This is a genomic window from Streptomyces ficellus, from assembly GCF_009739905.1.
Taxonomy (GTDB): domain Bacteria; phylum Actinomycetota; class Actinomycetes; order Streptomycetales; family Streptomycetaceae; genus Streptomyces; species Streptomyces ficellus_A.
Map to the genome: position 1 here is coordinate 1,135,441 of NZ_CP034279.1, position 24,437 is coordinate 1,159,877.

Sequence of the window (24,437 nt, forward strand, 5' to 3'; positions counted from 1 at the left end):
TCCCGACCGGCACTCAGTGGTGTCCGAGGGGGGACTTGAACCCCCACGCCCGATAAAGGGCACTAGCACCTCAAGCTAGCGCGTCTGCCATTCCGCCACCCGGACAAGGTGTCTGTCGCTCCCGGGGGTGTTCCCCGCGGCGACATGGACAACTCTACCAGGGGTTCGAGGTGCCCTTCACCTACATATCCCGTGGTCAGGTGGGTGCGGGCGCCCCGCGAGCGGGTCCGGCGGGCTCCGGGCGGGCGACACTCGCGCGGTGTGACCGGGCGGGTGCGGACCGTGAGGGTAGCGTGCGGCGGTGAACTTCGCGCCCGAACACCGCAGACCCCGGATGCTGTCACCGACGCGGGAGCACCTGCGCGACACCTTCTGGTTCGCGCCCACCGCCGGGCTGGTCGGCGCGATCGCCCTCTGGCTGGCCGCCTCCGCGGTCGACGCGGAGATCGTCGCGTACCTGCGGGAGCAGGGGGCCTACGCGGAGATCGAGGACCTCGCCGGCATCGCGGACGACGCCAAGGTGATCGTGACCACGATCAGCTCCGCGATGATGACGTTCATCGGTGTGGTGTTCAGCATCTCGCTGGTCGCGGTGCAGATGGCCGCCGGCCAGCTGACGCCGCGGGTGGTGCGGCTCTTCGTCCGCGGCCGGATCAGCAAGCTGACGCTGACGGTGTTCCTGTCGACGTTCCTCTTCTCGCTGCTGGTGCTGACGTCGTACGAGAGCGAGACGGATCCGCGGCAGGTGACCTCCGTGCCGGTGGTGCAGTCGGTGGTCACGCTCGTACTGGTCGGGCTGAGCCTGTTGCTGTTCATCGCGTATGTGACGACCACCCTGCGGCTGATGCAGGTGGGGCCGGTGGTGGACCGGATCGCCCGGGAGGCGCTGCGGGTGGCGGCGCGGCAGCCGGCCGCCGGGCCGGAGCAGGTACCGCTGCCGCCGGAGGTGGGGCGGGTGGTGCACCGCGGGCGGGCGGGGGTGCTGCGCGACGTGGACGTGGCACGGCTGGTGCGCGTGGCACGTCGGCAGGGCGTCGTGCTGCGCCTGATCCCCCGCATCGGGGACCATCTGGTGCCGGGTACGCCGGTGCTGGCCGTGCTGTCCGATGCGGGGGTCCGCGACGGGCGGGCGCCCTCGCCGGCGGTGCTGCGCTCGGCGGTGTCGGTGGGGGTGGACCGGACGTTCCACCAGGACATGGGGCTGGGCCTGCGGCAGCTGGTGGACATCGCGCTGCGGGCGCTGTCGCCGGCGGTGAACGACCCGACCACGGCGGTGCAGTGCCTGGACCGGGTCGTGCAGTTCCTGGCGGCCGTCGCGCCCCGGCCCCTGGGGACGGTACGGCACTGCGACCGGCGGGGCGTGGTGCGGCTGGTGCGGGAGGTGCCGGACTGGGACGACCTCGTCGACCTCGCGTTCGCCGAGCTACGGGGCTGCTCGGCGCAGAGCCCGCAGGTCACACGGCGCATGCTGGCGGGCATCGACGACCTGCTCCTGCTGGCACCGGCGGCGCGGCGGGAGCCGCTGCTGCGCCACCGCGCGCTGCTCGAACAGGCCGTGGAGCGTGCCGTGGCCCTGCCGGCCGACCGGGGGTTCGCCCTGGAGGCCGACCGGCAGGGCATCGGGTGACGGTGCGGTGTCAGCCGTGCGGTGTCAGCAGTCCCGTTCGCGCAGCGAGTGCAGGTGCGCGCTGGACTTGCGGGCGAAGGCGAAGGACTCGGCCGGGTTGTCGTGCTCGGCCTGCCAGTGGTGGTCGCGCCGGCCGCCGCGGGTGCGGCCGACCGCCGACATGAAGCGCCGGTAGTCGATGTCCCCGTCGCCGACGTCCACCATGCGGTAGCCGTCGGTGGCGGAGTCGTCGCGTTCACCGTCCTTGACGTGGAAGAGCGGGTAGCGGTCGGGCTGCCGCAGGACGTAGTCGAGGGGGTCGAAGGGCGCGGGCGTGCCGTCGGGGCGCCGGCCGAAGCGGAAGCGGCCGGCGTAGGCCCAGTAGATGTCCATCTCCAGGTAGACGAGTTCGGGGTCGGTCTCGGCGAGGAGGACGTCGTAGAGCCGGACGCCGGGCCGGTCGGTGGCGAAGGAGAACTCCTCGGCGTGGTTGTGCTGGTAGAACTTCATGCCGCGCTTCTTCGCCTCGGCGCCGTAGTGGTTGAACTCCTCGGCGCACCGCTTCCATCCGTCGACGGTCGCGCCGTAGCGCCAGGGGCCGGAGGCGGTGCCGATGTGCTTCAGGCCGAGGGCCTGGGCGTCGTCGAGGACCTGGGTGAGGTTCTGGGCGAAGGTGTAGGCCTTGGGGTCGGAGGAGTAGTAGCCGACGTGGCTGCCGATGGCCCGCAGCCCGTGGTCGCGGGTGAGCCTCCTCAGCTGGGCAAGGGTGAGGGGGCCGGCGGAGCCCTGGGTGTAGCCGGCGTACTCCACCTCGTCGTAGCCGTAGCGCCGCAGTTCCGCGAAGACCTTGGCGAAGCCGAGGGTGGAGACCTTGTCGCGCAGCGAGTACAGCTGGATGCCGAGGCGGCCGGGGGGAAGGACGGGGCGGCCGTGGCCGCGTCGCGCGTCCGGGGCGGTGGTTCCGGCGGCCGACGCGGTGGTGGCGGTGGAGCCGAGGAGGGCGGCGGCCGTGGCGCCGGCGGCGACCCCCAGCATGTTCCTTCTGGTCAGCCTGTGCGCGAGTTCGGTGTCGGTGGCGCTGGTCGTGCGCGGCATGTGGATAACTCCTCGCTGTCGGTGGCTTCTGCTTCACTGGGAGTCGCTGGGAATCACTGGAGACCGGCGAGCCGGAGCAGCAGGGATTTCACATCGGTGGCCGCGACGCGGCCGCCAAGGCCGCCGGCGAGGCCGGCTCGGGGGGTGGAGCACACGATGAGCGGGCCTTCGTCGTCGTGGGTGGGGAGGCGGCCGTGGCTGCCGCGAACAGGTGACGGGTCGAGGGGGACGACCGCCATGCGGTAGCGCATGCCGAGCTTCTTGCGGGCGATCGCCGTGGCCGCCTTGACGCGTACGTAGGGGTCGAGGGGGTCCAGGAACAGTTCGGCGGGGTCGTAGCCGGGTTTGCGGTGGATTTCGACGAGCTGGGCGAAGTCGGGGGCGTGGGCGTCGTCGAGCCAGTAGTAGTACGTGAACCAGGCGTCGGGCTCGGCGAGTGCGACGAACTCGCCGGAGCGGGGGTGGTCGAGCCCGTGGGCCTTCTTGCCCTCGTCGTCGAGGAGCGTCTCGATGCCGGGTACGCCGTCGAGGGCTTCTCGGACGGCGGCCAGGTTCGCGGGGTTCTCGGGGTGGCGTACGTAGACGTGCGCGATCTGGTGGTCGGCGACGGCGAAGGCGCGGGAGGCCATGGTGTCGAGGTACTCCATGCCGTCCTGGGTGTGGACCTCGAGCAGCCCGGCGCGGCGCAGGGCGCGGTTGATGTCGACGTGCCGGTCGACCCGGGTGATGCCGTATTCGGAGAGGGCGACGACGGTGCGGCCTTCGGTCCGCGCGTCGTGGAGGAGGGGGGCCATGACGGTGTCGAGGTCGGTGGCGGCCCGGTGGGAGCGCGGGTCGTCGGGGCCGTAGCGCTGGAGGTCGTAGTCGAGGTGCGGGAGGTAGCACAGGGCGAGGTCGGGGGTGCGGGTGCGGATGATGTGGCGGGTGGCGTCGACGATCCACCGGCTGGAGACGATGCCGGCGCCGGGGCCCCAGAAGTGGAAGAGGGGGAAGGTTCCGAACCTGTCGGTGAGTTCGTCGTGCAGGTCCGCGGGCCGGGTGTAGCAGTCGGGTTCCTTGCGGCCGTCGGCGTAGTAGACGGGGCGGGGGGTGACGGTGATGTCGGTGTCCGCGCCCATGGCGTACCACCAGCAGATGTTGGCGACGGTGTAGCCGGGGTGGGCGCGGCGGGCGGCGTCCCACAGCTTGTCGCCGGAGACGAGTCCATTGTGCTGGCGCCACAGCAGGACGTCGCCGAGTTCGCGGAAGTACCAGCCGTTGCCGACGATGCCGTGTTCGGCGGGGAGGGTGCCGGTGAGGAAGGTGGACTGGGCGGCGCAGGTGACGGCGGGCAGGACGGTGTCGAGGGGCGCCTGGGAGCCGGAGCGGGCGAGTTGCCGTAGGTGCGGCATGTGGTCGAGGAGCTGGGGGGTGAGGCCGACGACGTCCAGGACCAGGAGGGGGGTGGGCCGGTTCATGGGAGTTCCTTGAGGCCGAGGTCGGTGAGGAGGTCGCGGGCGAGGGTGAGTTCGGCGGCGATGCCGTCGGCGAGCCGGCTCCTGGTGCGGGGGCGCAGCCGGGGAGGGAGGGCCTGCCAGGTGTACGTCTCGACCTCGAGGTGCCGGGTGCGCGGGACGGGGCCGCCGACGAGGCGGGCGAGGGTGTCGCGGAGCACGGGGAGGGTGGAGGTGAGGGGCGCGGCGGGCGGGCTGTGCAGGGGGACGTGGAAGTGGGCGCGCCACGGGCCGCCCTCGGGGAGGGTGTCACCGGCCAGGGCCTCGGGGAGGTCGTCGGTGCCGCGCAGGCCGGCGGCGGTGCTGGTGCGGGTCTGGTGGAGGAAGCGCGGTTCGGCGAAGGCGGCGAGAGCCCGGCGGACCTCGGGGAGGTGGGGGTGTTCGGCGTGGAGGGCGGCGGAGAGCTGGGCCTTGGGGATCGGGATGCGGGCGGCGGCCAGGGCCTTCAGCGCGGTGTGCGGGTCTTCGAAGGAGGTGGCGAGGTGGCAGGTGTCGACGCAGACGCCGATGCGGGGGTGGGCCACGTCGGTGAGCGGGCCGATCGCGTCCGCGGTGGTCTCGATGGTGCAGCCGGGTTCGGGTTCCAGGCCGACGCGGACGGACCTTCCGGTCAGCTCCTCCAGGGCGTCGAGGCGTTCGGCGAGGGTGATCAGAGCGGTGCGCGCGGTCGCGGCCGCGGCGGTGTCGAAGCGGGTGCGCCAGGCGAGGGGCAGCGTGGAGACGGACCCTTCCGTGACGTCATCGGGCAGGAGGGAGGCGAGGAGGCGGGCCAGGTCGGTGGTGTACGCCAGGCGTTCGGGCCGGGTCCAGTCCGGCTGGTAGACGCGGTACTTGACCTCGTCGGCGCCGAAGCCTTCGTACGGGAAGCCGTTGAGGGTGACGACCTCCAGGCCGCGGCGGTCGAGCTCGGTGCGCAGGCGGCGCAGGGCCGCCGGGTCGGTGGTGAGGGCGTGAGCGGCGTCCCTGGCGAGCCAGAGGCCGATGCCGAGACGGTCACGGCCGAGGCGTCTGCGGACCGGTTCGCAGTGGTCGCGCAGTTGGCCGAGGACGCCGTCGAGCGTCTCGGCGGGGTGGACGTTGGTGCAGTAGGCGAGGTGGACGGTGGAGCCGTCCGGGTGGCGGAAGCGCATGGCGGGCCGTCCTCATTCCCCGCCGCGGAGGATGGAGTTGCCCTCGTGGAGGGGGCCCGGCGAGGGGAGGTCGAGCTGGAGTCGTCCGCCGAGTCCGTAGAAGGCGACGGGGTTGCGCCACAGGACCTGGTCCACGTCGTCGGCGGTGAAGCCGGCGGCCAGCATGGCGTCGGCGACCTTACGGGTCTTGAGGGGGTCGCTCCTGCCCCAGTCGGCGGCCGAGTTGACCAGGACGCGCTCCGTCCCGTGGTCCTGGAGGACGGCGACCATGCGGTCCTCGTCCATCTTGGTGTCGGGGTAGATGGAGAAGCCGAGCCAGGCGCCGCTGTCGGCGGCCTCCTTCACGGTGGTCTCGTTGAGGTGGTCGAGGAGGACCCGCTCCGGGGGGAGGTGGGATTCCCGGACGACGTCGATGGTGCGGCGCAGTCCGGCGAGCTTGTCCCGGTGCGGGGTGTGGACGAGGGCGGGCAGGCCGTGGTCGGCGGCGAGCTGGAGCTGGGCGGCCAGCGCGGTGTCCTCGGCGGGGGTCATGGAGTCGTAGCCGATCTCGCCGACGGCGACGACGGAGTCCTTGACGAGATAGTGGGGCAGGGCGTCGAGCACGGGGGTGCAGCGCGGGTCGTTGGCCTCCTTGGGGTTGAGGGCCAGGGCGCAGTGGTGGGCGATGCCGTACTGGGCGGCGCGGAAGGGTTCCCAGCCGAGGAGCGCGTCGAAGTAGTCGAAGAAGCTGGCGGGCGAGGTGCGGGGCTGGCCGAGCCAGAAGGAGGGTTCGACGAGGGCGCGGACGCCGGCGTCGTACATCGCCTGATAGTCGTCCGTGGTGCGGGAGGTCATATGGATGTGCGGGTCGAAGATGCGCATCAGGACTCCTCCGGGGGGACGGTCAGGGCGAGGACGCGGTGGAGGTCGGCGGGCACCAGGCGCCCGGCGGCGGTGCGTTCGGCGGCGTAGTCGGCGAGCATCCGCGCCAGTTCCGCGTCGCCGTGGGCGCGCCGGGACAGGCCGGCGACGGCGTCGGCGGGGACGCCGGTGAAGAGGCACTTCAGGACGGCGTGGCGCCAGGCGTGCGGGTCGAGGTGGGCGGCCGCGTAGGGGCCGACGGCGGCGGCGACCAGCCGGGTGTCGTTGGTGCGCAGCGCGTCCTCGACGAGGGGCAGGGCCTCCGGGCCCGGTACGAGGGAGGGGAGGGCGAGCAGGACGGCGCGCCGCTCGGCGGCGGTGCCGTGCCGGTAGAGGCGGGTCAGGGTCTCGGTGTCGGCGCGGGCCGTGCGCAGGAGGAGGGTGCGTACGGAGTCGGCGTGCTGCTGGCCGCAGTGGCGGCCCGCGGAGGCGAACCGCAGCTCCCAGGAGGCCGACACGTAGGGGCCGGCCGGCGCGGGCGGCGCGGCTGCGGCCCGGGCCGCCTCGGCGAGGGCCTCGTCCAGCCAGGCGCGCGCGGCCCGGCCGAGCCGGTCGTCCAGCGCCTTGCGGGTGGTGGTCACGGCGCCGGTTCTCCCTTCGGGGCGGTGCTGCCGCGGAGGAACGCGAGGGAGCTGCGGGCGAGTTCGGGGCCCGCGTGGGAGTGGCGGGGCAGTTCGACGACCGTCAGGCCCTGGTAGCCGGTGGCAGCGAGGGCTTCCAGGACGGGCGGGAAGTCGATCTCCCCGTCGCCGAACGGGAGGTGTTCGTGGACGCCGCGCCGCATGTCCTCGATCTGGACGTGGCGCAGCCAGGGCGCGGCGTCGCGCACGCAGTCGGCCGGCGGCGCCGGTTCGAGGCACTGGCAGTGGCCGATGTCGAGGGTGAGGCCGAGGAGACGGGGGTCGGGGTCGCCGAGGGTGGAGCGGAGGTGGTGGAAGTCGGCGAGGGTGGCGAGGAGGTGGCCGGGTTCGGGTTCGACGGCGAGCGGGACGCGGGCGCCGGCGGCGGCGTCCAGGACGGGGGTGAGCGACTCTTCGAGCCGCTTCCACGCGGTGGTGGTGTCGCCGGGCGGCAGGTCGCCGGGGGTGACCCCGCTGAAGCAGTGGACGGCGTGCGCGCCGAGGTCGGCGGCGACCCGGACGGCACGCGTGAGGAGGCGGGTGCGGGCGGCTCGGCCGTCGGGGTCGGGGTCGAGGAGGGAGGGGCCGTGTTTGCGGCGCGGGTCGAGCACGTAGCGGGCGCCGGTCTCCACGGTGACGCCGAGGCCGAGTTCGCCCAGGCGCCGGGCGACCCGGGCGGTGCGGGCCGCCAGGCCGGGCGCGAGGGGGTCGAGGTGCATGTGGTCGAGGGTCAGGCCCACCCCGTCGTAGCCGAGGTCGGCGAGGAGGGCGAGGGCGTCGTCGAGCCGGAGGTCGGTGAGGCCGTTGGTGCCGTAGCCGAAGCGGAGGGCGGACGTTCCGGGGGCGCTCATGTCGGGCTCACCTTCCGGGCGAGGGCGCGGGCGAGCGGGGCGAACGCCATGAGGGCGAGCCCGGTGCCCACCGCCCCGCCCCGGGCGGCGAGCGTGGCCTGGAGCGGGATCATGGCGCGGACACCGCCGCCGACGGCGCGCTGGGTGAGGGGTGGTGAGGGGTTGAGCGCCGCGTGCAGGAGGGGTACGCCGGCGGTACGGAGGTAGGCGGCGGCGGTCAGCTTCGCGGCGGGCCCGCCCCCGCCGGCCGCCCCGGCGGCGAGCATGCCCGTGGCCGCGAGCGCGGTGAGCGGGGCGGCCGTCGAACCGCCCCGCGTCTCGTGCCGTGACACGGTGGTCACCGCGTAGGTGTGCGCGCCCAGCAGCGCGGCGGACGTGAGCGCGTTCCCGGCCGGGGGCCCCGCGGCGGGGCGGCGGCCGGGCGGGGCAACGTTGTCGCGCGTACCGAGGACGAGGCGCGGCCACCGGCCGGGCGGGGCGGCCCGCCGCGAAGCGCCCAGCCCGGTGGCCCCGCCCGTCGCCGTGGCCGTGGCGCCGAGGAGGAGGTCCAGGGCGCGGGCGGTGGCCATGGCCGCCGGGGCGGCGGCGGTGTGTTTGAGGCGCAGGTCGTAGGCCCAGACCGTGGCGGCCAGGGCGGTGGCCACCGCCAGTGGGGCGCGGCCCGCGCGGGCGGCGAGGGCGAGGCCGGTCGCCGTCAGGGCGGCCGACGCGGTGAGGGCGGCGGGTGGTGCGACGCGTCCGGAGGGGATGGGGCGGTGCGGGCGGTCGACGGCGTCCTCGTCGCGGTCGGCCCAGTCGTTGAGCGCCATGCCCGCCTCGTACAGGCACAGGGAGGAGCCGATGGCCAGCACGGTGCCCCGGCCGGGGCGCGCGCCGACGGCCGCCGCGCCGGCGAGCGCGTCGCCCGGCACGGAGAGCAGGGCGGAGACGCGCAGGAGTTCCGCCCAGGCGCGCAGGCGGGCCCGCGGGCGGGCCCGGTGCCGGGTGCGTCCGGTGGCCGGCGTCACCGGGCGTCCCGCAGGCGTGCGGCGAAGGCGAGGAGCGCGGCGTACTGGTCGGCGAGGCCCGCCGGTCCGCCGTCGGGGTCCTTGAAGTAGAAGCCGAGCCCGGGGAGGGGGCCCGAGAGGCCGGCCTCGTGGGCGCGGGCGGTGAGCCGGGCGAGGTCGAGGACCAGAGGTGCGGCGAGGGCGGAGTCGCAGCCCTGCCAGATGGTCTGGAGGACCATGCGGGAGCCGAGGAAGCCGTCGAAGGCGATGTGGTCCCAGGCGGTCTTCCAGTCACCGAGGGAGGGGACGTCGTCGATGTGGACGGTGCCTTCCGGCAGCGCGCCGAGGGTGTCGGCGAGGACGCGTTCCTTGCCGGCGTTCTTGGCGGCCGCGGCGGCCGGGTCGGCGAGCGCGGCGCCGTCCCCGCCGCCGAGGAGGTTGGTGCCGGACCAGGCGCGTACGGACAGGGCGCGCTGCACGAACATCGGGGCGAGTACGGAGCGGAGCAGGGTCTGGCCGGTCTTGCCGTCGCGGCCAGCGTGGGGCAGCCCGCGGGTGGCGGCGGTGTCGTGGAGGGCGGGGGTGCGCAGTCCGGTGGAGGGGGTGAAGTTGACGTACGGGCAGCCGGCGTGCAGTGCGGCGGCCGCGTAGAGGGAGCTGGGTGCCAGGCGGGGGTCGCCGGGCACGGGGGCGGGTTCGGTGGAGGCGACGTTGATGACGACGGTGCGGGCCAGGCGGTGGCGGTGGGTGAAGTCGGTGATGTCGGCGGCGAAGGAGGCGATCAGCTCGCCGTCGGTGCGGGTGTCGCCGGGGGCGGGGCCGCCGGGGCGGATGTCGTCGTCCGCCGCGGCCAGTTCGCCGCGCACGGCCGCGGCCAGGCCGTACGGCAGGACGCCCGCGGCGGTCAGTTCCTCGGCCCGTTTGGGCAGGGGGCAGGCGGCGGTGTCGTGGCCGCCGAAGACGAGGGAGGCGAGGGAGGGCAGGCGGGAGGCGGCGAACGGCGGTGTCTCGGTGACCATGCCGGTCGGGGGGTGCAGCCCGGCGGCGACGGCGGCGCAGCCCGCCGTGGCGGTCGTGGCGACGGAGCCGCGTGCCCCGACGAACCAGACTCCCACCTTCCGGGTGTCCTCGACTCGGCGGCGTTCCTCGGTCATGGCCAGCCTCCCTGGGTGTGGTGCGTTGGAGACGGCGGGCGGGGGGTACGGCGCCTCCCCGCCCGCCGCCGGCTTGTGCGGGCGCGCCCCTCGCGGGCGCGACCTCCTACGAGGTCGGGGGCAGTTCCTTGAGCTGGATGTCCCGGAAGGACACCTGGTCGTCGGCGCCGTGGTTCTGGAGGCCGATGTAGCCGTCCTTCAGGCTGCGGGCCGGGTCGGTGTTGGTGAAGTCGTTGATCTTCACTCCGTTGAGGAAGACCTGGAGCCGCTCCCCCTGGACCCTGATCTCGTAACTGTTCCACTGGCCCGGCGGGCGGAGGACCCGGTCACGGGCCTTGAGGTTGGCCGACGTGAAGCCGTACACGGCTCCGGTGGTGCGGTCGGCGGCGTCCGTGGCGTCGATCTGGATCTCGTAGCCGTTGTTCACCGCCGACCAGGGGTCGTCGGACGCCGGGAAGCCGACGAAGACGCCGGAGTTGTCGTCGCCCGCCATCTTCCAGTCCAGCTTCAGCGAGTACGAGGAGAGCTCCTTGGCCTGGTACCAGAGCATTCCCATGCCGCCCTCGGTGCGCAGTTCACCGTCCGCGACGGTGAACCTCCCCGGTCCGGCCTGTTTCCAGCCGTCCAGGGTGTGGCCGTTGAACAGGGGGCGGTGGCCCGTCTTCGGGGTGCAGTCGGCGCGCACCTGTCCGGTGGCGTAGCGCAGGCCGCCCAGCAGGTGCTGCCGGAAGGCGGGCTCGGCGTAGGAGGCGGCGGTGTGGCCGCCACCGGTGTAGAAGGACCGGCCGCCCTCGTAGGTCTGGCACCAGGCGATGGGGTGGTCGCCCTTCATGGTGCCGCCCTGGTAGGTGGTTTCGTCGAGGGTGGCGAGGACGCGGGCCTGTCCGCGCGGGTTGGTGCGGTAGTTGTACCACTCGTCGGTGCGCTCCCACGCCTCGCCCAGGTGGGACGTCGCGGGGTGGTCGTGGTCCTCGACGCGTACGGTGGCGGGCTGGATGTGCGGGTGGGAGGCGAAGTGGGCGCCGACGAGCCCGCCGTAGAACTCCCAGTCGTACTCGGTGTCGGCGGCGGCGTGGATGCCGGCGTAGCCGCCGCCGGTGGCGACGTAGTTCTCGAACGCCTTCTGCTGTTCGGCGTCGAGCACGTCGCCGGTGGTGGACAGGAACACGACCGCGTCGTAGCGGGCGAGGTTGCTGGTGGTGAACTGTGCGGCGGTCTCCGTGGCGTCGACCGTGATGTCGCTGGAGGCGCCGAGTTCCTTCAGTGCGGCGATGCCCGCGGGGATGGAGTCGTGCCGGAAGCCCGCGGTCTTCGAGAAGACGAGTACGCGTTTGGCGGTACGGTCCACCGGTGTGCCGGCGAGTTCGAAGTCGTCGATGTCGTACAGGGCTCCCGTCCCGCCCTTGAAGACGAGGAAGAGCTGGGTGGTCCGCTTGGGTACGGCCCGCAGCGGGACGTCGACGTCCTGGAAGGTCTCCCAGCCGCCCGTCACCGGTACGGGGGCCGATCCGAGGAGCGTGCCGGTGGCCGATCCGGTGCGTACCTCCAGGAAGCCGCCGGCGCCCGCGGAGGAGATCCGGGCGGTGAGCTTCGTCGACCCGGTGAGGTTGTAGGGCGTGAAGGAGATCCAGTCGCCGTTGTCGATGTCGCCGACGGTCCTGCCGCCGTTGGCGGTCGCCTTGTCGTGGGTGCGGGTGCCGGACTGGGCGGAGAAGTGCTCGGCCTGGCGGTGGCGCGGCTGGAGCTGGGCCTGGTCGTGACCGGTCAGTGCGGCCTGGCCGCCGCCTCCGCCGTCGGTGTACTCGGCGTCGAAGACTCCGAAGATGTTGGCGTTCGGGTCGTGGCCGCCGTCGGAGGACGTCTTGATGGTGCCGGTGCAGCCGTTCGCGGAGGTCACCGGGTGGCCGTGGCTGTCGTGGCCGAGGATATAGGTGACCTTGACCTTGGCGCAGTCGATGGTGCCGTCCTCCGGGTCGGTGACGGTCACCTTGAACGGGATCTCGTCGCCGAAGCTGAACAGGGCGCCCTCGGCGGGCAGGTTCAGTGTCACCTTGGGCGCGGTGTTGCCGACGACGACGTGCACACTGGCGGAGCCGGTGCGGCCGGAGGGGTCGCGTGCGGTGACGGTGGCGGTGTAGGTGCCGTTCTTGCGGTAGGTGTACGTGGGGTTCGGGGCCGTCGAGGTGCCGGTGCCGTCGCCGAAGTCCCAGCGGTAGGTGAGTGCGTCCCCGTCGGCGTCGGTGGTGCCGGCCGACGAGAAGGCGACGCGCAGCGGTGCCTTGCCGGACGTCCTGTCGGCCGCGGCCTCGGCGACCGGGGAGCGGCCCCCGGTGGCGTTCTCGATGCGGTAGAGGCCGGAGTTCTCGTCGCCGCCGAACCAGGCGGTGCCGTAGTCCAGGACGTACAGCGCGCCGTCGGGGCCGAAGGCCATGTCCATCACCTGGGTGCCGGTCCAGGGCACGGGGTTGATGGACTGGACGGTGCCGTCGGCGCCGTGCTCGACGCGTTTGATCCAGCGCCGGCCGAACTCGCCGGCGAAGAAGTCCCCGTCGTACGCCTCGGGGAACTTCACCGGCGAGGGGTTCGCCGCGTCGTACCGGTAGACCGGTCCGCCCATGGGCGACTCGGATCCGGAGCCGAACGCGGGGAGCGAGCCGTCGTCGTACGGTATCCAGGCGGCCTCGGCCGGCGGGAGGTCGACCAGGCCGGTGTTGTGGGGCGAGTCGTTCTTCGGCGCGTCGCAGTCGAAGGGGGCGCCGGAGGTCTTGGTGGCGAAGTCGTAGTCGACGTAGGGGTCGTTGTCGCCGGTGCAGAAGGGCCAGCCGAAGTTGCCCGGCTTGGTCACGCGGGCGAACTCGACCTGTCCGGCGGGGCCGCGCTTCGGGTCGGCGGCGCCCGCGTCGGGCCCGTAGTCGCCGACGTACAGCACGCCGGTCTTCTTGTCGACGCTGAAGCGGAAGGGGTTGCGGAAGCCCATGGCGTAGATCTCGGGGCGGGTCTTCGCGGTGCCGGGGGCGAAGAGGTTGCCGTCGGGGACGGTGTACGAGCCGTCGTCGGCGACCTTGATGCGCAGGATCTTGCCGCGCAGGTCGTTGGTGTTGCCGGAGGTGCGGCGGGCGTCGTAGGCGGGGTTGCGGGTGGGTCGCTCGTCGATGGGGGTGAAGCCGTCGGAGGCGAACGGGTTGGAGTCGTCGCCGGTGGAGAGGTAGAGGTTGCCCTGTGCGTCGAAGTCGATGTCCCCGCCGACGTGGCAGCAGATGCCGCGTGTCGCCGGGACGTCGAGGACCTTCTTCTCGCTGGCGTTGTCGAGGGTGCCGTCGGCCTTCAGGACGAACCGCGACAGCCGGTTGACACCGTCGTACTTCGCGAAGTCGGCGGCCGTCCCGTCGTTCGGCGCGTCCCCGGCGGGGGTGTCGAGCGGGGGCGCGTAGTAGAGGAAGACGGCCCGGTTGGTGGCGAAGTCCGGGTCGAGGGCGATGCCCTGGAGGCCCTCCTCGTCGTGGGAGTAGACCGGGACGGTGCCGATGACCCTGGTGTTGCCGGCCGCGTCGGTGCGCCGCAGTTCGCCGTTCCGCGAGGTGTGCAGCACGCTGCGGTCGGGCATCACGGCCAGCGACATCGGTTCGCCGACCTCCTCGCCGCCCTTGGCGAGGGTGACCTGCTGGAACTGTTCCTCGGCGGCCGGTGGTGCGGGCGCCTCGGCCGCCGCGCCCGGCGGAGCGCCGAGGGTGAGCGATGTGACGGCCAGTACGCCGCCGGTGAGGAGAGCGAGCGCGTTGCGCGCTCCGAGCCGTTTCCTGTGCACGAGTGTCCTCCGGAGAAGGCCGGGTGCGGGCTGTTGCCTCGATGGGGCGGCTTCGCGGGGTGTGCCCCGGGGGAGCCGCGCCGGGATGTCCGGGGACCGGCGTGCGCCGTCACGCTGGTCGGGTCCATGCCTGGGTCGGGTGCGGAAGCTGGTGCCGTCGACACTGTCCTGTACACCTCAAGGTGGTTCGGGAGGGACGTTAGCCGGGTTGCTCCTGCGCCGAAAGCCCTTGCGCGCAAAAGGAGTCGCACTTTCTCCCGGCCCGGGACAAAGCCCTGGGCGGGCAGCCCGGACCGCCCGGTGGCGGTGCTCGCCACCGGGCTCCCCGCCTGCCCGTCACCCCTGTCCGCTGCCGCCGAACGCCGCGTCGAAGGACGCGGTGGGCGGGTCGAAGTCGTACCGCTTCAGCGTGGCGAGCGCTTGTGGCGCACCGGTCATCCGGTCCATCCCGGCGTCCTCCCACTCCACCGACACGGGCCCGTCGTAGCCGATGGACCGCAGCATGCGGAAGACGTCCTCCCAGGGGACGTCGCCGTGGCCGGCCGACACGAAGTCCCAGCCGCGCCGCGGGTCGCCCCACGGCAGGTGCGAGCCCAGCCGGCCGTTGCGGCCGTCGAGCCGCCGCCGCGCCTCCTTGCAGTCCACGTGGTAGATCCGGTCCCGGAAGTCGTAGAGGAACCCCACCGGGTCGAGGTCCTGCCACACGAAGTGGCTCGGGTCGAAGTTGAGGCCGAAGGCGGGCCGCCGGTCCACCGCCTCCAGGGCCCGCTGCGTGGTCCAGTAGTCGTAGGCGATCTCGCTGGGGTGGACCTCGTGGGCGAAGCGCACGCCCTCGGCGTCGAAGACGTCCAGGATCGGGTTCCAGCGCTCCGCGAAGTCCTCGTAGCCGCGCTCGATCATCCGCTCCGGCACCGGCGGGAACATCGCCACCAGGTGCCAGATGGACGAGCCGGTGAACCCGACGACCGTCCGCACGCCGAACGCGGCGGCCGCCCGCGCGGTGTCGGCGAGTTCCCGTGCGGCGCGGCGCCGCACGCCCTCGGGGTCGCCGTCGCCCCAGATCCGGCCGGGCACGATCGCCCGGTGCCGTTCGTCGATGGGATGGTCGCAGACGGCCTGGCCGACGAGGTGGTTGGAGATCGCCCAGCACGTCAGGCCGTACTTCTCCAGCAGGGCCCGCCGGCCGTCCAGGTAGGACGGGTCGGCCAGCGCCTTGTCGACCTCGAAGTGGTCGCCCCAGCAGGCGAGTTCGAGGCCGTCGTAGCCGAAGTCGCGGGCCAGGCGGCAGACCTCCTCCAGCGGCAGGTCGGCCCACTGGCCGGTGAACAGGGTGAAGGGACGTGGCACGGCGGGCCTCCTACGGCGACACGGGGGTGTGGACGAGGGTGTAGAGGGCGTTCTTCCGGGCGCTCTCCTCCACGGCCGCGAGGACGCGCTGCACGCGCAGCCCGTCCGCGAAGGACGGCTCCGGCTCGGTGCCCGAGGCGATGGCGTGGACCAGGTCGCGCGCCTGGTGGGCGAAGGTGTGCTCGTACCCCAGGGCGTGGCCGGGCGGCCACCACGCCTCCAGGTAGGGGTGGTCCGGCTCGGTCACCAGGATCCGCCGGAAGCCCGCGGACTCGGCCGGCTCGTCCCCGTCGTAGAAGGACAGTTCGTTCAGCCGCTCCAGGTCGAAGGCGAGCGAACCGCGCTCCCCGTTGACCTCCAGGCGCAGCGCGTTCTTGCGGCCCGCCGCCATCCGGGTCGCCTCGAACGACACGAGCGCCCCCGACGCCAGCCGGCCGGTGAACAGCGCCGCGTCGTCCACCGTCACCGGCCCGCGCCCGGTGCCCCCCGGCGCCCGGAGCCCGCCCGGCGCCCCGGTGGGCAGCGGCCGCGTCCGCACGAAGGTCTCGGTGAGCGCCGAGACCCCCTCGAGCGGCTCCCCCGCCAGGTGGAGCGCGAGGTCCACGATGTGCGCGCCGAGGTCCCCGAGCGCACCCGACCCGGCGTGTTCGCGCTCCAGCCGCCAGGTGAGCGGGAAGGCGGGGTCGACCAGCCAGTCCTGGAGGTACGTCATCCGGACGTGGCGCAGGGCGCCCAGCCGCCCGCGGGCGATCAGCCTCCGGGCGTACGCGAGGGCCGGCACGCGCCGGTAGTTGAAGCCGACCATCGCCACCCGGCCGTGGGCCCGCGCCCGTTCGGCCGCCGCGGCCATGGCCTCCGCCTCGGCGACGGTGTTGGCGAGGGGCTTCTCGCACAGGACGTGCTTGCCCGCCTCCAGGGCGGCGACGGCGATCTCGGCGTGGCTGTCGCCCGGGGTGCAGATGTCCACCACGTCCACGTCGTCGCGGGCGACGAGGGCCCGCCAGTCGGTCTCGGCGGCGGCCCAGCCGTGCCGGTCGGCGGCCGCCCGCACGGCGGTGGCGTCACGGCCGCAGACCGCGGCGAGCACCGGCCGCATCGGCAGGTCGAAGACGCGGCCGACGGTCCGCCAGCCCTGCGAGTGGGCGGCGCCCATGAACGCGTAGCCGACCATGCCGACCCCGAGTGCCGGCCGGCGGTCCTGCGCGGCTGTGGGCCCGGCCGTGGGGCCCGCGTCCTGACTGTCCGTCCGTTCGTTCCCGTCGTTCCCGGTCATACCGGGTTCCTCCTCGTGGATCGCTCGGTGGGGGCGGGCGGGCCCGGGGTCAGTTGAAGCCCGTCGGCAGGTACTCGTCGACGTTCTCCTTGGTCACGACGGCCGAGTACAGGGTGATCGACGCCGGGATCTCCAGCTCCGACATGCCGCCGACCCCCTTCTTCTGGCCCAGGGCGCGGGCCAGGTCGATGGCGGAGGCGGCCATGGTCGGCGGGTAGAGCACGGTCGCCTTCAGCACGCCGTCACCGGCCTTGATGGCGTCCATCGCCGACTTGGCGCCCGCCCCGCCGACCATCAGGAAGTCGTCCCGGCCGGCCTGCTGGATGGCGCGGAGGGCGCCCACGCCCTGGTCGTCGTCGTGGTTCCACAGTGCGTCGAACCGCTGTTGCGCCTGGAGCAGCTGGGCCATCTTGGCCTGGCCGGACTCGACGGTGAACTCGGCGGCCTGCCGCGCCACCTTGGTGATGTTGGGGTAGTTCTTGAGGGCGTCGTCGAAGCCCTGGGTGCGCTGTTTGGTCAGCTCCAGGTTGTCCAGCCCCGCCAGCTCGACGACCTTGGCGCCCGGCTTGTCCTTGAGCTGTTCGCCGATGTAGCGGCCGGCGTTGAGGCCCATGCCGTAGTTGTCGCCGCCGATCCAGCAGCGGTACGCCTGCGGTGAGGCGAACACCCGGTCGAGGTTGATCACCGGGATGCCGGCCTTCATGGCCTGGAGGCCGACCTGGGTGAGCGCCTTGCCGTCGGCCGGCAGGATGACCAGGACGTCGACCTTCTTGTTGATCAGGGTCTGGATCTGGCCGATCTGGGCGGCGGTGTCGTTGGATCCCTCGGTGATCTCCAGGGTGACCTCGGAGTACTTCTCCGCCCGCCGTTTGGCGTTCTCGTTGATGGCGTTGAGCCAGCCGTGGTCGGCCTGCGGCCCGGCGAAGCCGATGGTCACCGGTGCGCCCGGCTTGTCGTCGGCGGGGGCGTTGCCGACGGCGTCGTCCGTGCCGGGGGCGGCGTTCCTGGGTTCGTTGCTGGTGCAGGCGGTCAGCAGGGCGCCGGCGGAGACGGCTGCGGTGCCGAACAGCAGGTTTCTGCGGCTGGTTCGTGGCATGGCGGTGGAACCCTTCCGGTAGGGAAGCACAACGGGGCCCGCGCGCAACGGGGATCGCGCACGACGGGGCTCGCGCACGACGGGGCTCGCGCACGACGGGGCTCGGATGCTCAGGCCTCGCCGGTGCCGCGCGCGGTGCGGCGCTGGACGAGGACGGCGGCGACGATGATCGCGCCCTTGGCGATCTGCTGGACGTCGCTCTGGAGGTTGTTCAGGGCGAAGATGTTGGTGATCGTGGTGAAGACGAGGACGCCGAGCACGGAGCCGACGATGGTGCCGCGCCCTCCGCTCAGCAGCGTTCCGCCGATGATCGCGGCGGCGATCGCGTCGAGTTCGTACAGATTGCCGTTGGTGTTCTGGCCGGAGCCGGCGAGGACGATCAGCAGGAAGGCCGCGATGCCGCAGCACAGGCCGGACAGCAGGTAGAGGTAGAGGCGCTGGCGGCGTACGTCGATGCCGGCGAGCCGCGCGGCCTCGGCGTTGCCGCCGACGGCGACGGTCCGGCGGCCGAACGTGGTGCGGTTCAGCAGCAGCCAGCCGACGACGGTCACGGCGGCGAAGACGAGGACGAGCGGCGGTACGCCGAGCACGTACGCGTCCGGGACGCCGAGGTCGAGGACGGACTGGACGGTGACGATCTGCGTCCTGCCCTCGGTGATCTGGAGGGCGAGGCCGCGCGCCGAGGCGAGCATGGCGAGGGTCGCGATGAACGGGACCATGCCGCCGTACGCGATGAGGACACCGTTCACCAGGCCGCAGCCCAGGCCCACCACCACGGCGGTAAAGAGGATGCCGGCGAAGCCGTACTCCTGGGTGGCGACGGTGGTCGCCCACACCGAGGCGAGGGCGACGATGGCGCCGACCGACAGGTCGATGCCGCCGCTGGTGATGACGAACGTCATGCCGACGGTGACGACACCGATCACGGAAGCCTGGGTGAGGACCAGCTGGAGGTTGGAGGTGTCCAGGAACTGGTCGGGCCTGGTGATGCCGCCGACCGCGATCAGGACGGCGAGGACACCCAGCAGGGAGAGGTTGCGGACGTCGGCCCGCAGCCCCAGGGGCGGGCGGTCGCCGGATGTGCCGGCGGGCGGTTCGGCGGTGGTGACCGGAGCGGGCTGCGTCATGTCGTCGGGCTCCCTTCCATCACGAGGTCGAGTACGCGGTGCTCGTCGAGCTCACGGGCGGGCGCCGTGTGCACGACGCGGCCCTCCCGGAGCACCAGCACCCGGTCGGCGAGGCCCAGCACTTCGGGGACCTCGCTGGAGACGAGGAGGACGGCCAGCCCCTCGTCGGCGAGCCGGCGGATCACCGCGTACAGCTCGGCCCGGGCGCCGACGTCGACGCCCCGGGTCGGCTCGTCCAGCAGGAGGACGCGGCAGCCGCGCAGCAGCCAGCGGGCGAGGACCGCCTTCTGCTGGTTGCCCCCGGAGAGGGTGCGGACGCGGGCGGCGGGGTTGTCGGGGCGCAGCGACAGCTCCCGGGTGGCGGCGCGGGCGGCGGCCCGCTCGGCGGAGCGGTCGATCCAGCCGGCGCGCGAGAAGCGGGACAGGGACGACACGGTGACGTTGCGCGTCACGGATTCGAGCATCAGCAGGCCCTGCGCCTTGCGTTCCTCGGGGGCGAGCCCGATCCCGGCGCGCACGGCGGCGCGGACGCTGCCGGGGCGCAGCGGGCGCCCGTCGACGACGACGCGTCCGGCGGTGGGGCGCCGTGCGCCGTACACGGTCTCCAGGATCTCGGAACGGCCCGACCCGACGAGCCCGGCGAGGCCGACGATCTCGCCCGGCCGCAGCTCCAGGTCGACGGGCGCGAACTCGCCCTCCCTGGCGAGGCCTTCGACCGTCAGGACCGGCGCTCCGGTGGCCGCCCGTGCGGGCGGCGGGCGGTCGGGGAAGACGTACTCGACGTTCCGGCCGGTCATCATGGCAACGATGTCGCGGGTCGGTGTGGCGTCGGCCGGCAGCCCGCCGGCGACGGCCCGCCCGTCCTTCAGGACGGTCACCCGGTCGCCGATGCGGCGGATCTCCTCCAGGCGGTGGGAGATGTGGACGACGGCGACCCCGTCGGCGGTGAGGTCGCCGACGATGCGGAACAGGTTCGTGGTCTCGTCCGGGTCGAGGGCGGCGGACGGCTCGTCCATGACGATGAGGCGTACGTCGTGGGAGAGCGCCCGGGCCATGGAGACGATCTGCTGCTGGGCGGCGGACAGGTCGCCGACCGCCCGGGCGGGGTCGATCTCCGGGTGCCCGAGGCGGCGCAGCAGGGCGGCGGTGGTGGCGCGGGCGGTGCGGCGGCGTACGACGAAGCCCGCGGTGGTCGGCTCGTGGCCGAGGAAGACGTTCTCGGCGACCGACAGGCCCTCCACCAGGTCGAGTTCCTGGTAGATGGTGGCGATGCCAAGGCGCATGGCGGCGATCGGCGACCTGAGCACGACCCGTTCGCCGCGCCAGGTGATCGTGCCGCCGTCGGGCTGGTGGGCGCCGGCGAGGACCTTGATGAGGGTGGATTTGCCGGCGCCGTTCTGACCGAGGAGGCAGTGGACTTCGCCGGGCCGTACCTCCAGGTCGACGCCGTCGAGGGCGCGGACCCCGGGGAACGACTTGGTGATGCCGGACATGGTGAGCAGGGGTGGTTCCGGTGTTGCCATGACGATTCCCCTCGGCGGGTGCGGTGCGGTGCGAGCGGTGCAGAGCCGGTGAGCGGTGCAGGGCGGGGTGCGAGGTGCGGGGTGGGGCTGGAAGTGCGGGGTGGCGCGGGGTGCGGGTGGGGCTCGTGGTGCCAGTAGTGCCGGTGACGCCGGTGATGCTTGTGGCACGGGTGGGACTCGTGGTGCCAGCGGTGCGTGTCGTGCTGGTGGGCGGTACCGGTGGTGCCAGTGGTGCGGATGGTGCCGGTGGTGCCGTGCCATGCCGTGTGCGGGCAGGGCGGGGTGCGCGTGGTGCGGTGCCGGGCCTGCCGGTCGCGGGTCGTGGGTGGCCGGAGGGGCCTTGGGTCAGGCCGGTGAGAACAGGTGGTCGCTGATGAGCCGCGCGGCGCCGATGACTCCGGCGGCGGCACCCAACTCACCCAGGACGATGGGCAGGTTGCCCGTGGCGAGCGGCAGGGACGTGCGGTAGACCTGGGTGCGGACGGCCGCGAGCAGGTTGTGGCCGAGGCCCGTCACCCCTCCGCCGATCACCACCAGGCCCGGGTTGAAGAAGCTGACGAGCCCCGCGATGACCTGGCCGACGTGGTTGCCGCCCTCGCGGATCAGGGCGAGCGAGGTGGCGTCCCCGGCGGCCGCCCCGGCGGCGACGTCCACGGCGGTGAGCCTCCCGGCCTCCTCCAGTCGCCGCGCGAGCTCGTCGGACCGGCCGGCGCGCGCCGCGTCCTCGGCGTCCCGGGCGAGCGCCGCGCCGCTGAAATGGGCCTCCAGGCAGCCACGGTTGCCGCACGCGCAGGCGCGGCCGTCCGGGACGACCTGGATATGGCCGATGTCGCCGGCACTGCCCGTCGTACCGCGGTAGACCTCGCCGCCGACGACGATGCCGCAGCCGATACCGGTGCCGATCTTGACGCAGAGGTAGTCGGCGACGGAACGGGCGACGCCCGCGTGCTGCTCCCCCATCGCCATCAGGTTCACGTCGTTGTCGACCATGACCGGACAGCCCAGCTCCTGGCTGAGCGCCTCCCGGACGGGGAAGCCGTCCCAGCCGGGCATGATCGGCGGCGCGACCGGTACGCCCTCGGGGAAGCGGACCGGTCCCGGCACCCCGATCCCCGCGCCGTCGAAGCCGTCCTCGGCGAGGCCGGACGCCCTGAGCTTGGCCGCCATGGCGAGCGCCTGCTCGAACACGGCCACCGGGCCCTCGCGGACGTCCATGGGGTGGTTGAGGTGCCCCAGGACCTCCAGCTCGGCGTTGGTGACGGCCACGTCGACGGAGGTGGCGCCGATGTCGACGCCGAGGAAGCGGAGGGCGGGCGCGAGCCGGATGTTGTGCGAGCGCCGTCCGCCGCGCGACGCGGCGAGCCCGTCGGCCACCACGAGCCCGGTCTCCAGGAGCCGGTCCACCTCGACGGCCAGTTTGGAGCGGGACAGGTCGACCTGATCGCCCAGCTGTGCCCGGGAGTTGGGACCGCCGTCACGCAACAGCCGCAGCAATTGGGCCTGGTGCGCGTTGGCGGGTCGAGCCGTCATACGTCTCACGCGCCCTCCCCGCCGTCGTGACCGGCCTCGGTGTGCTGCTTGCGAGGGGAACGTAGCAGCGCTTTGCCGCCGGGGGAAGAAGTTGCGCGGCAATCGCTGCCAACTTTCTCCACAGCCAGGACAAAGCCCCGGTTCACCGCTCGACGGCGGTGCGCGGTCAGGGAACGCGGACGACCTGACCGGCGTACGAGAGGTTCCCGCCGAAGCCGAACAGCAGGGCGGGCGCACCGGAATCGACCTCGCCGCGCTCGACCAGCTTGCTGAGCGCCATCGGGATGGAGGCGGCCGAGGTGTTGCCGGACTCGGTGACGTCCCGGGCGATCACCGCGTTGACCGCACCGATCTTCTGCGCGACCGGCTCGATGATGCGCAGGTTCGCCTGGTGCAGCACGACCGCCGCCAGTTCCTCGGGCGTGACGCCCGCCCGCTCGCACACCTTGCGGGCGATGGGCGGCAGCTGGGTGGTGGCCCAGCGGTAGACCGTCTGGCCCTCCTGGGCGAAGCGCGGCGGGGTGCCCTCGATGCGTACGGCGTGGCCCATCTCGGGCACGGAGCCCCACAGGACGGGTCCGATGCCCGCCTCCGGGGCGGCCTCGACGACCGCCGCGCCCGCACCGTCGCCGACCAGGACGCAGGTGGTCCGGTCGGTCCAGTCGGTGATCTCCGTCATCTTGTCGGCACCGATCACCAGTGCGCGGGTCGCCGAGCCGGCCCGTACGGCGTGGTCGGCGGTGGCCAGCGCGTGGGTGAAGCCCGCGCACACGACGTTGAGGTCCAGGGTGGCGGGCGAGGCCATGCCCAGCCGGGCGGCGACCCGGGCCGCGGTGTTCGGGGAGCGGTCGATCGCCGTGGAGGTGGCGACCAGGACGAGGTCCACGTCGGCCGGGTTCAGCCCGGCGGCCGCCAGGGCCTTCGCGCCCGCGTGGGCGGCCATCTCGTCGACCGGCTCGTCGGGGCCCGCGACGTGGCGGGTCCTGATGCCGACCCGGCTGGTGATCCACTCGTCGCTGGTGTCGACCAGCGCGGTGAGGTCGGCGTTGGTCAGGACCTTGGCGGGCTGGTAGTGCCCGAGCGCGGCGATACGAGTGCCCGTCATGCTCGGGACCCCCTTGGTGCTCAGTGCTCCGTGCTCCGTGTGCGGCGTACGGGACGCGTGCGGGTACGGAGGCGTGTGCGTGGCGTGCAGGAACCACACAGTCTCGTCAGCGACTGACCAGTAACCGGTCAGGTGAACCGACAGGATTTGCGCCCGGCTCTTGGAGAGTCCGCAACATCGGCCCTTCCGGCCCCGCCGCCCGCGAAATCCACGCGAGGCGCGTCGCCCGGGCCCGGCCCGCCGCGCACCCGGTCGACCCGCCTCCGGGGCCGGCACCCCACCGCCACCCCTCCGCCGCCGCCCCGGCGCGCGTGCAGGACAATGAGGTCGTCAAGGTCGCCTCACCCAGAACCGGGACTGATCAGCATGGGACGGGTCACCGACCGCCGCCGCGTCATCCGCATCCGGGACGGAGCCGTCTCGGCCCGTCCGGACACCCTGGTCGCGGAGGAGCCGCTGGAGATCCGTCTCAACGGCAAGCCCCTCGCCGTCACCATGCGCACCCCGGGCGACGACTTCGCGCTCGCGGCGGGTTTCCTCGTCAGCGAGGGCGTGCTCGGATCGGCGCGCGACGTACGGAACATCGTGTACTGCGCCGGGGCCAAGGACGACGGGACGAACACGTACAACGTGGTGGACGTCCAACTGGCGCCGGGCGTGGCCGTGCCGGACATCACGCTGGAGCGCAACGTCTACACGACGTCGTCGTGCGGCCTGTGCGGCAAGGCGAGCCTGGACGCGGTCCGCACCACCGCCCGCTTCCCCATCGCCGACACTCCCCCGGTCCGTGTCACGCCCGGACTGCTCGCCGCCCTCCCGGACCGGCTGCGGGCGGCCCAGCGGGTCTTCGACCGGACCGGCGGGCTGCACGCGGCCGCGCTGTTCTCCGAGGCGGGCGAGCTGCTGGACGTACGGGAGGACGTCGGCCGGCACAACGCGGTGGACAAGCTGGTGGGCCGCGCGCTGCGGGAGGACCTGCTGCCGCTGGACCGGGCGGTGCTGCTGGTGTCGGGGCGGGCGTCGTTCGAACTGGCGCAGAAGGCGGTGATGGCCGGTGTCCCCGTGCTGGCGGCCGTGTCGGCGCCGTCCTCGCTCGCCGTGGACCTGGCCGCCGAGACGGGTCTGACGCTGGTCGGCTTCCTGCGCGGCCGCACCATGAACGTGTACGCGGGTGAGCACCGCGTCGACCTCACGGCGGCGGCCCCCGAAGCCTGACGCCCGGCGCGGGCCCCGGTGCGACCCCCACCGCCCGCCCGACCCCCGCCCGTGTCACTTCTTCGGCGGGTCGATCATCTGGAGCGTGAGCGTGGCCGGGGGCTCCGCGACGCCCGGTCCGCCCGCCTCGACCCACGCGAGGACGTCGTCCAGGCAGTCGTCGTCGAGCGCCCAGCCGATCCACGCAGCCCGGGCGCCCCGCCGTCGCGCCTCGGTGGAGGGCTGCACGACCAGGACGTTCGCCTGGCCGCACGGGCCGAGGCAGTCGCTGGTACGGACGGCGAGCCGGCCGTTCGAGGCGGCGGCGGCATCCCGCAGCCGGGCCAGCTGGCCGGCGTGATCGGTGCCGGGGTGTTTGCGGGCGTCGCCGCAGCAGCAGCCGCGGCAGACGACCAGGGAACAGGGGCGGCCGGCACCGGGGCGTATCCAGGTGCGGGTCACCGGACCACGTCCAGGGCGTCGAAGGAGGGCATGGCCTCACGGTATCGACCTGGGTGATCATCATGGCGCGGAGGGTGCCCGATCCGCCCCGGCAAGGGCGCCGAACCGGCCACGCCCGCCCGGTGGTCGACGCCGGACCC

19 protein-coding genes and 1 tRNA gene are annotated in these 24,437 nt (G+C 73.4%); 2 read left to right on the forward strand and 18 right to left on the reverse strand.

Annotated features, from left to right (window positions below):
* Positions 1–17: 17 nt before the first annotated feature.
* Positions 18–105, reverse strand: a tRNA-Leu gene (locus EIZ62_RS04925).
* Between the two features lie 229 nt (positions 106–334).
* Between EIZ62_RS04925 and EIZ62_RS04930 the strand changes: the two genes are divergently transcribed.
* The gene (locus EIZ62_RS04930) at positions 335–1,627 is read left to right on the forward strand and encodes a DUF2254 domain-containing protein (protein ID WP_156696215.1); all 1,293 of its coding nucleotides are present in this window, start codon (positions 335–337) and stop codon (positions 1,625–1,627) included.
* Between the two features lie 24 nt (positions 1,628–1,651).
* Here EIZ62_RS04930 and EIZ62_RS04935 read toward each other — a convergent pair whose 3' ends face one another.
* The 16 genes from EIZ62_RS04935 to EIZ62_RS05010 form a co-directional block, all read right to left on the reverse strand.
* A complete protein-coding gene (locus EIZ62_RS04935) occupies positions 1,652–2,701 on the reverse strand; it encodes a sugar phosphate isomerase/epimerase family protein (protein ID WP_156691485.1) in 1,050 nt (349 codons plus the stop codon).
* Positions 2,702–2,754: 53 nt separating this feature from the next.
* Complete coding sequence (locus tag EIZ62_RS04940) at positions 2,755–4,158, reverse strand: alkaline phosphatase family protein (RefSeq protein WP_156691486.1); 1,404 nt, start codon at positions 4,156–4,158, stop codon at positions 2,755–2,757.
* Positions 4,155–5,324, reverse strand: a complete 1,170-nt coding sequence (gene eboE / locus EIZ62_RS04945; protein ID WP_156691487.1) for a metabolite traffic protein EboE — start codon at positions 5,322–5,324, stop codon at positions 4,155–4,157. Before eboE ends, EIZ62_RS04940 begins: the two co-directional genes overlap by 4 nt.
* Positions 5,325–5,336: 12 nt before the next feature.
* Positions 5,337–6,185, reverse strand: a complete 849-nt coding sequence (locus EIZ62_RS04950) for a TatD family hydrolase (protein WP_156691488.1) — start codon at positions 6,183–6,185, stop codon at positions 5,337–5,339.
* Positions 6,185–6,805 carry an EboA domain-containing protein gene (locus EIZ62_RS04955; protein ID WP_156691489.1) on the reverse strand — a complete coding sequence of 207 codons (621 nt, stop codon included), beginning with the start codon at positions 6,803–6,805 and terminating at the stop codon, positions 6,185–6,187. Before EIZ62_RS04955 ends, EIZ62_RS04950 begins: the two co-directional genes overlap by 1 nt.
* The gene (locus EIZ62_RS04960; protein WP_156691490.1) at positions 6,802–7,695 is read right to left on the reverse strand and encodes a sugar phosphate isomerase/epimerase family protein; all 894 of its coding nucleotides are present in this window, start codon (positions 7,693–7,695) and stop codon (positions 6,802–6,804) included. Before EIZ62_RS04960 ends, EIZ62_RS04955 begins: the two co-directional genes overlap by 4 nt.
* Positions 7,692–8,702 carry an SCO3242 family prenyltransferase gene (locus EIZ62_RS04965; protein ID WP_156691491.1) on the reverse strand — a complete coding sequence of 337 codons (1,011 nt, stop codon included), beginning with the start codon at positions 8,700–8,702 and terminating at the stop codon, positions 7,692–7,694. The genes EIZ62_RS04960 and EIZ62_RS04965 overlap by 4 nt, the downstream gene beginning before the upstream one ends.
* Positions 8,699–9,835, reverse strand: a complete 1,137-nt coding sequence (locus EIZ62_RS04970) for an inositol-3-phosphate synthase (RefSeq protein ID WP_156691492.1) — start codon at positions 9,833–9,835, stop codon at positions 8,699–8,701. The genes EIZ62_RS04965 and EIZ62_RS04970 overlap by 4 nt, the downstream gene beginning before the upstream one ends.
* A gap of 106 nt (positions 9,836–9,941) precedes the next feature.
* Positions 9,942–13,640 (reverse strand): ThuA domain-containing protein, encoded by a 3,699-nt coding sequence (locus EIZ62_RS04975; protein ID WP_156691493.1) that lies wholly within the window; start codon positions 13,638–13,640, stop codon positions 9,942–9,944.
* A 336-nt stretch (positions 13,641–13,976) separates the two neighbouring features.
* Positions 13,977–14,987: a sugar phosphate isomerase/epimerase family protein gene (locus EIZ62_RS04980; RefSeq protein WP_156691494.1), complete on the reverse strand. Its 1,011-nt coding sequence runs from the start codon at positions 14,985–14,987 to the stop codon at positions 13,977–13,979.
* Between the two features lie 10 nt (positions 14,988–14,997).
* On the reverse strand, positions 14,998–16,158 hold the full coding sequence (locus EIZ62_RS04985) for a Gfo/Idh/MocA family protein (protein ID WP_244376120.1): 1,161 nt from the start codon (positions 16,156–16,158) through the stop codon (positions 14,998–15,000).
* 151 nt (positions 16,159–16,309) lie between these two features.
* Positions 16,310–17,356, reverse strand: coding sequence for a substrate-binding domain-containing protein (locus EIZ62_RS04990; protein WP_156691496.1), 1,047 nt, complete (start codon positions 17,354–17,356; stop codon positions 16,310–16,312).
* A 110-nt stretch (positions 17,357–17,466) separates the two neighbouring features.
* A complete protein-coding gene (locus tag EIZ62_RS04995) occupies positions 17,467–18,483 on the reverse strand; it encodes an ABC transporter permease (RefSeq protein ID WP_156691497.1) in 1,017 nt (338 codons plus the stop codon).
* Complete coding sequence (locus EIZ62_RS05000) at positions 18,480–20,006, reverse strand: sugar ABC transporter ATP-binding protein (protein ID WP_156691498.1); 1,527 nt, start codon at positions 20,004–20,006, stop codon at positions 18,480–18,482. Before EIZ62_RS05000 ends, EIZ62_RS04995 begins: the two co-directional genes overlap by 4 nt.
* A 345-nt stretch (positions 20,007–20,351) precedes the next feature.
* Entirely contained in the window at positions 20,352–21,536 is a 1,185-nt protein-coding gene (locus EIZ62_RS05005) for an ROK family transcriptional regulator (protein ID WP_156691499.1), read from the reverse strand.
* Between the two features lie 166 nt (positions 21,537–21,702).
* A complete protein-coding gene (locus tag EIZ62_RS05010; RefSeq protein WP_156691500.1) occupies positions 21,703–22,641 on the reverse strand; it encodes a beta-ketoacyl-ACP synthase III in 939 nt (312 codons plus the stop codon).
* A gap of 366 nt (positions 22,642–23,007) precedes the next feature.
* Here EIZ62_RS05010 and fdhD point away from each other — a divergent pair, with 366 nt between their 5' ends.
* Positions 23,008–23,856 (forward strand): formate dehydrogenase accessory sulfurtransferase FdhD, encoded by an 849-nt coding sequence (gene fdhD / locus EIZ62_RS05015; RefSeq protein ID WP_156691501.1) that lies wholly within the window; start codon positions 23,008–23,010, stop codon positions 23,854–23,856.
* A gap of 54 nt (positions 23,857–23,910) precedes the next feature.
* On the opposite strand, the gene EIZ62_RS05020 is transcribed toward fdhD, so the two are convergent.
* A complete protein-coding gene (locus tag EIZ62_RS05020) occupies positions 23,911–24,297 on the reverse strand; it encodes a (2Fe-2S) ferredoxin domain-containing protein (RefSeq protein ID WP_156691502.1) in 387 nt (128 codons plus the stop codon).
* Positions 24,298–24,437: the final 140 nt, after the last annotated feature.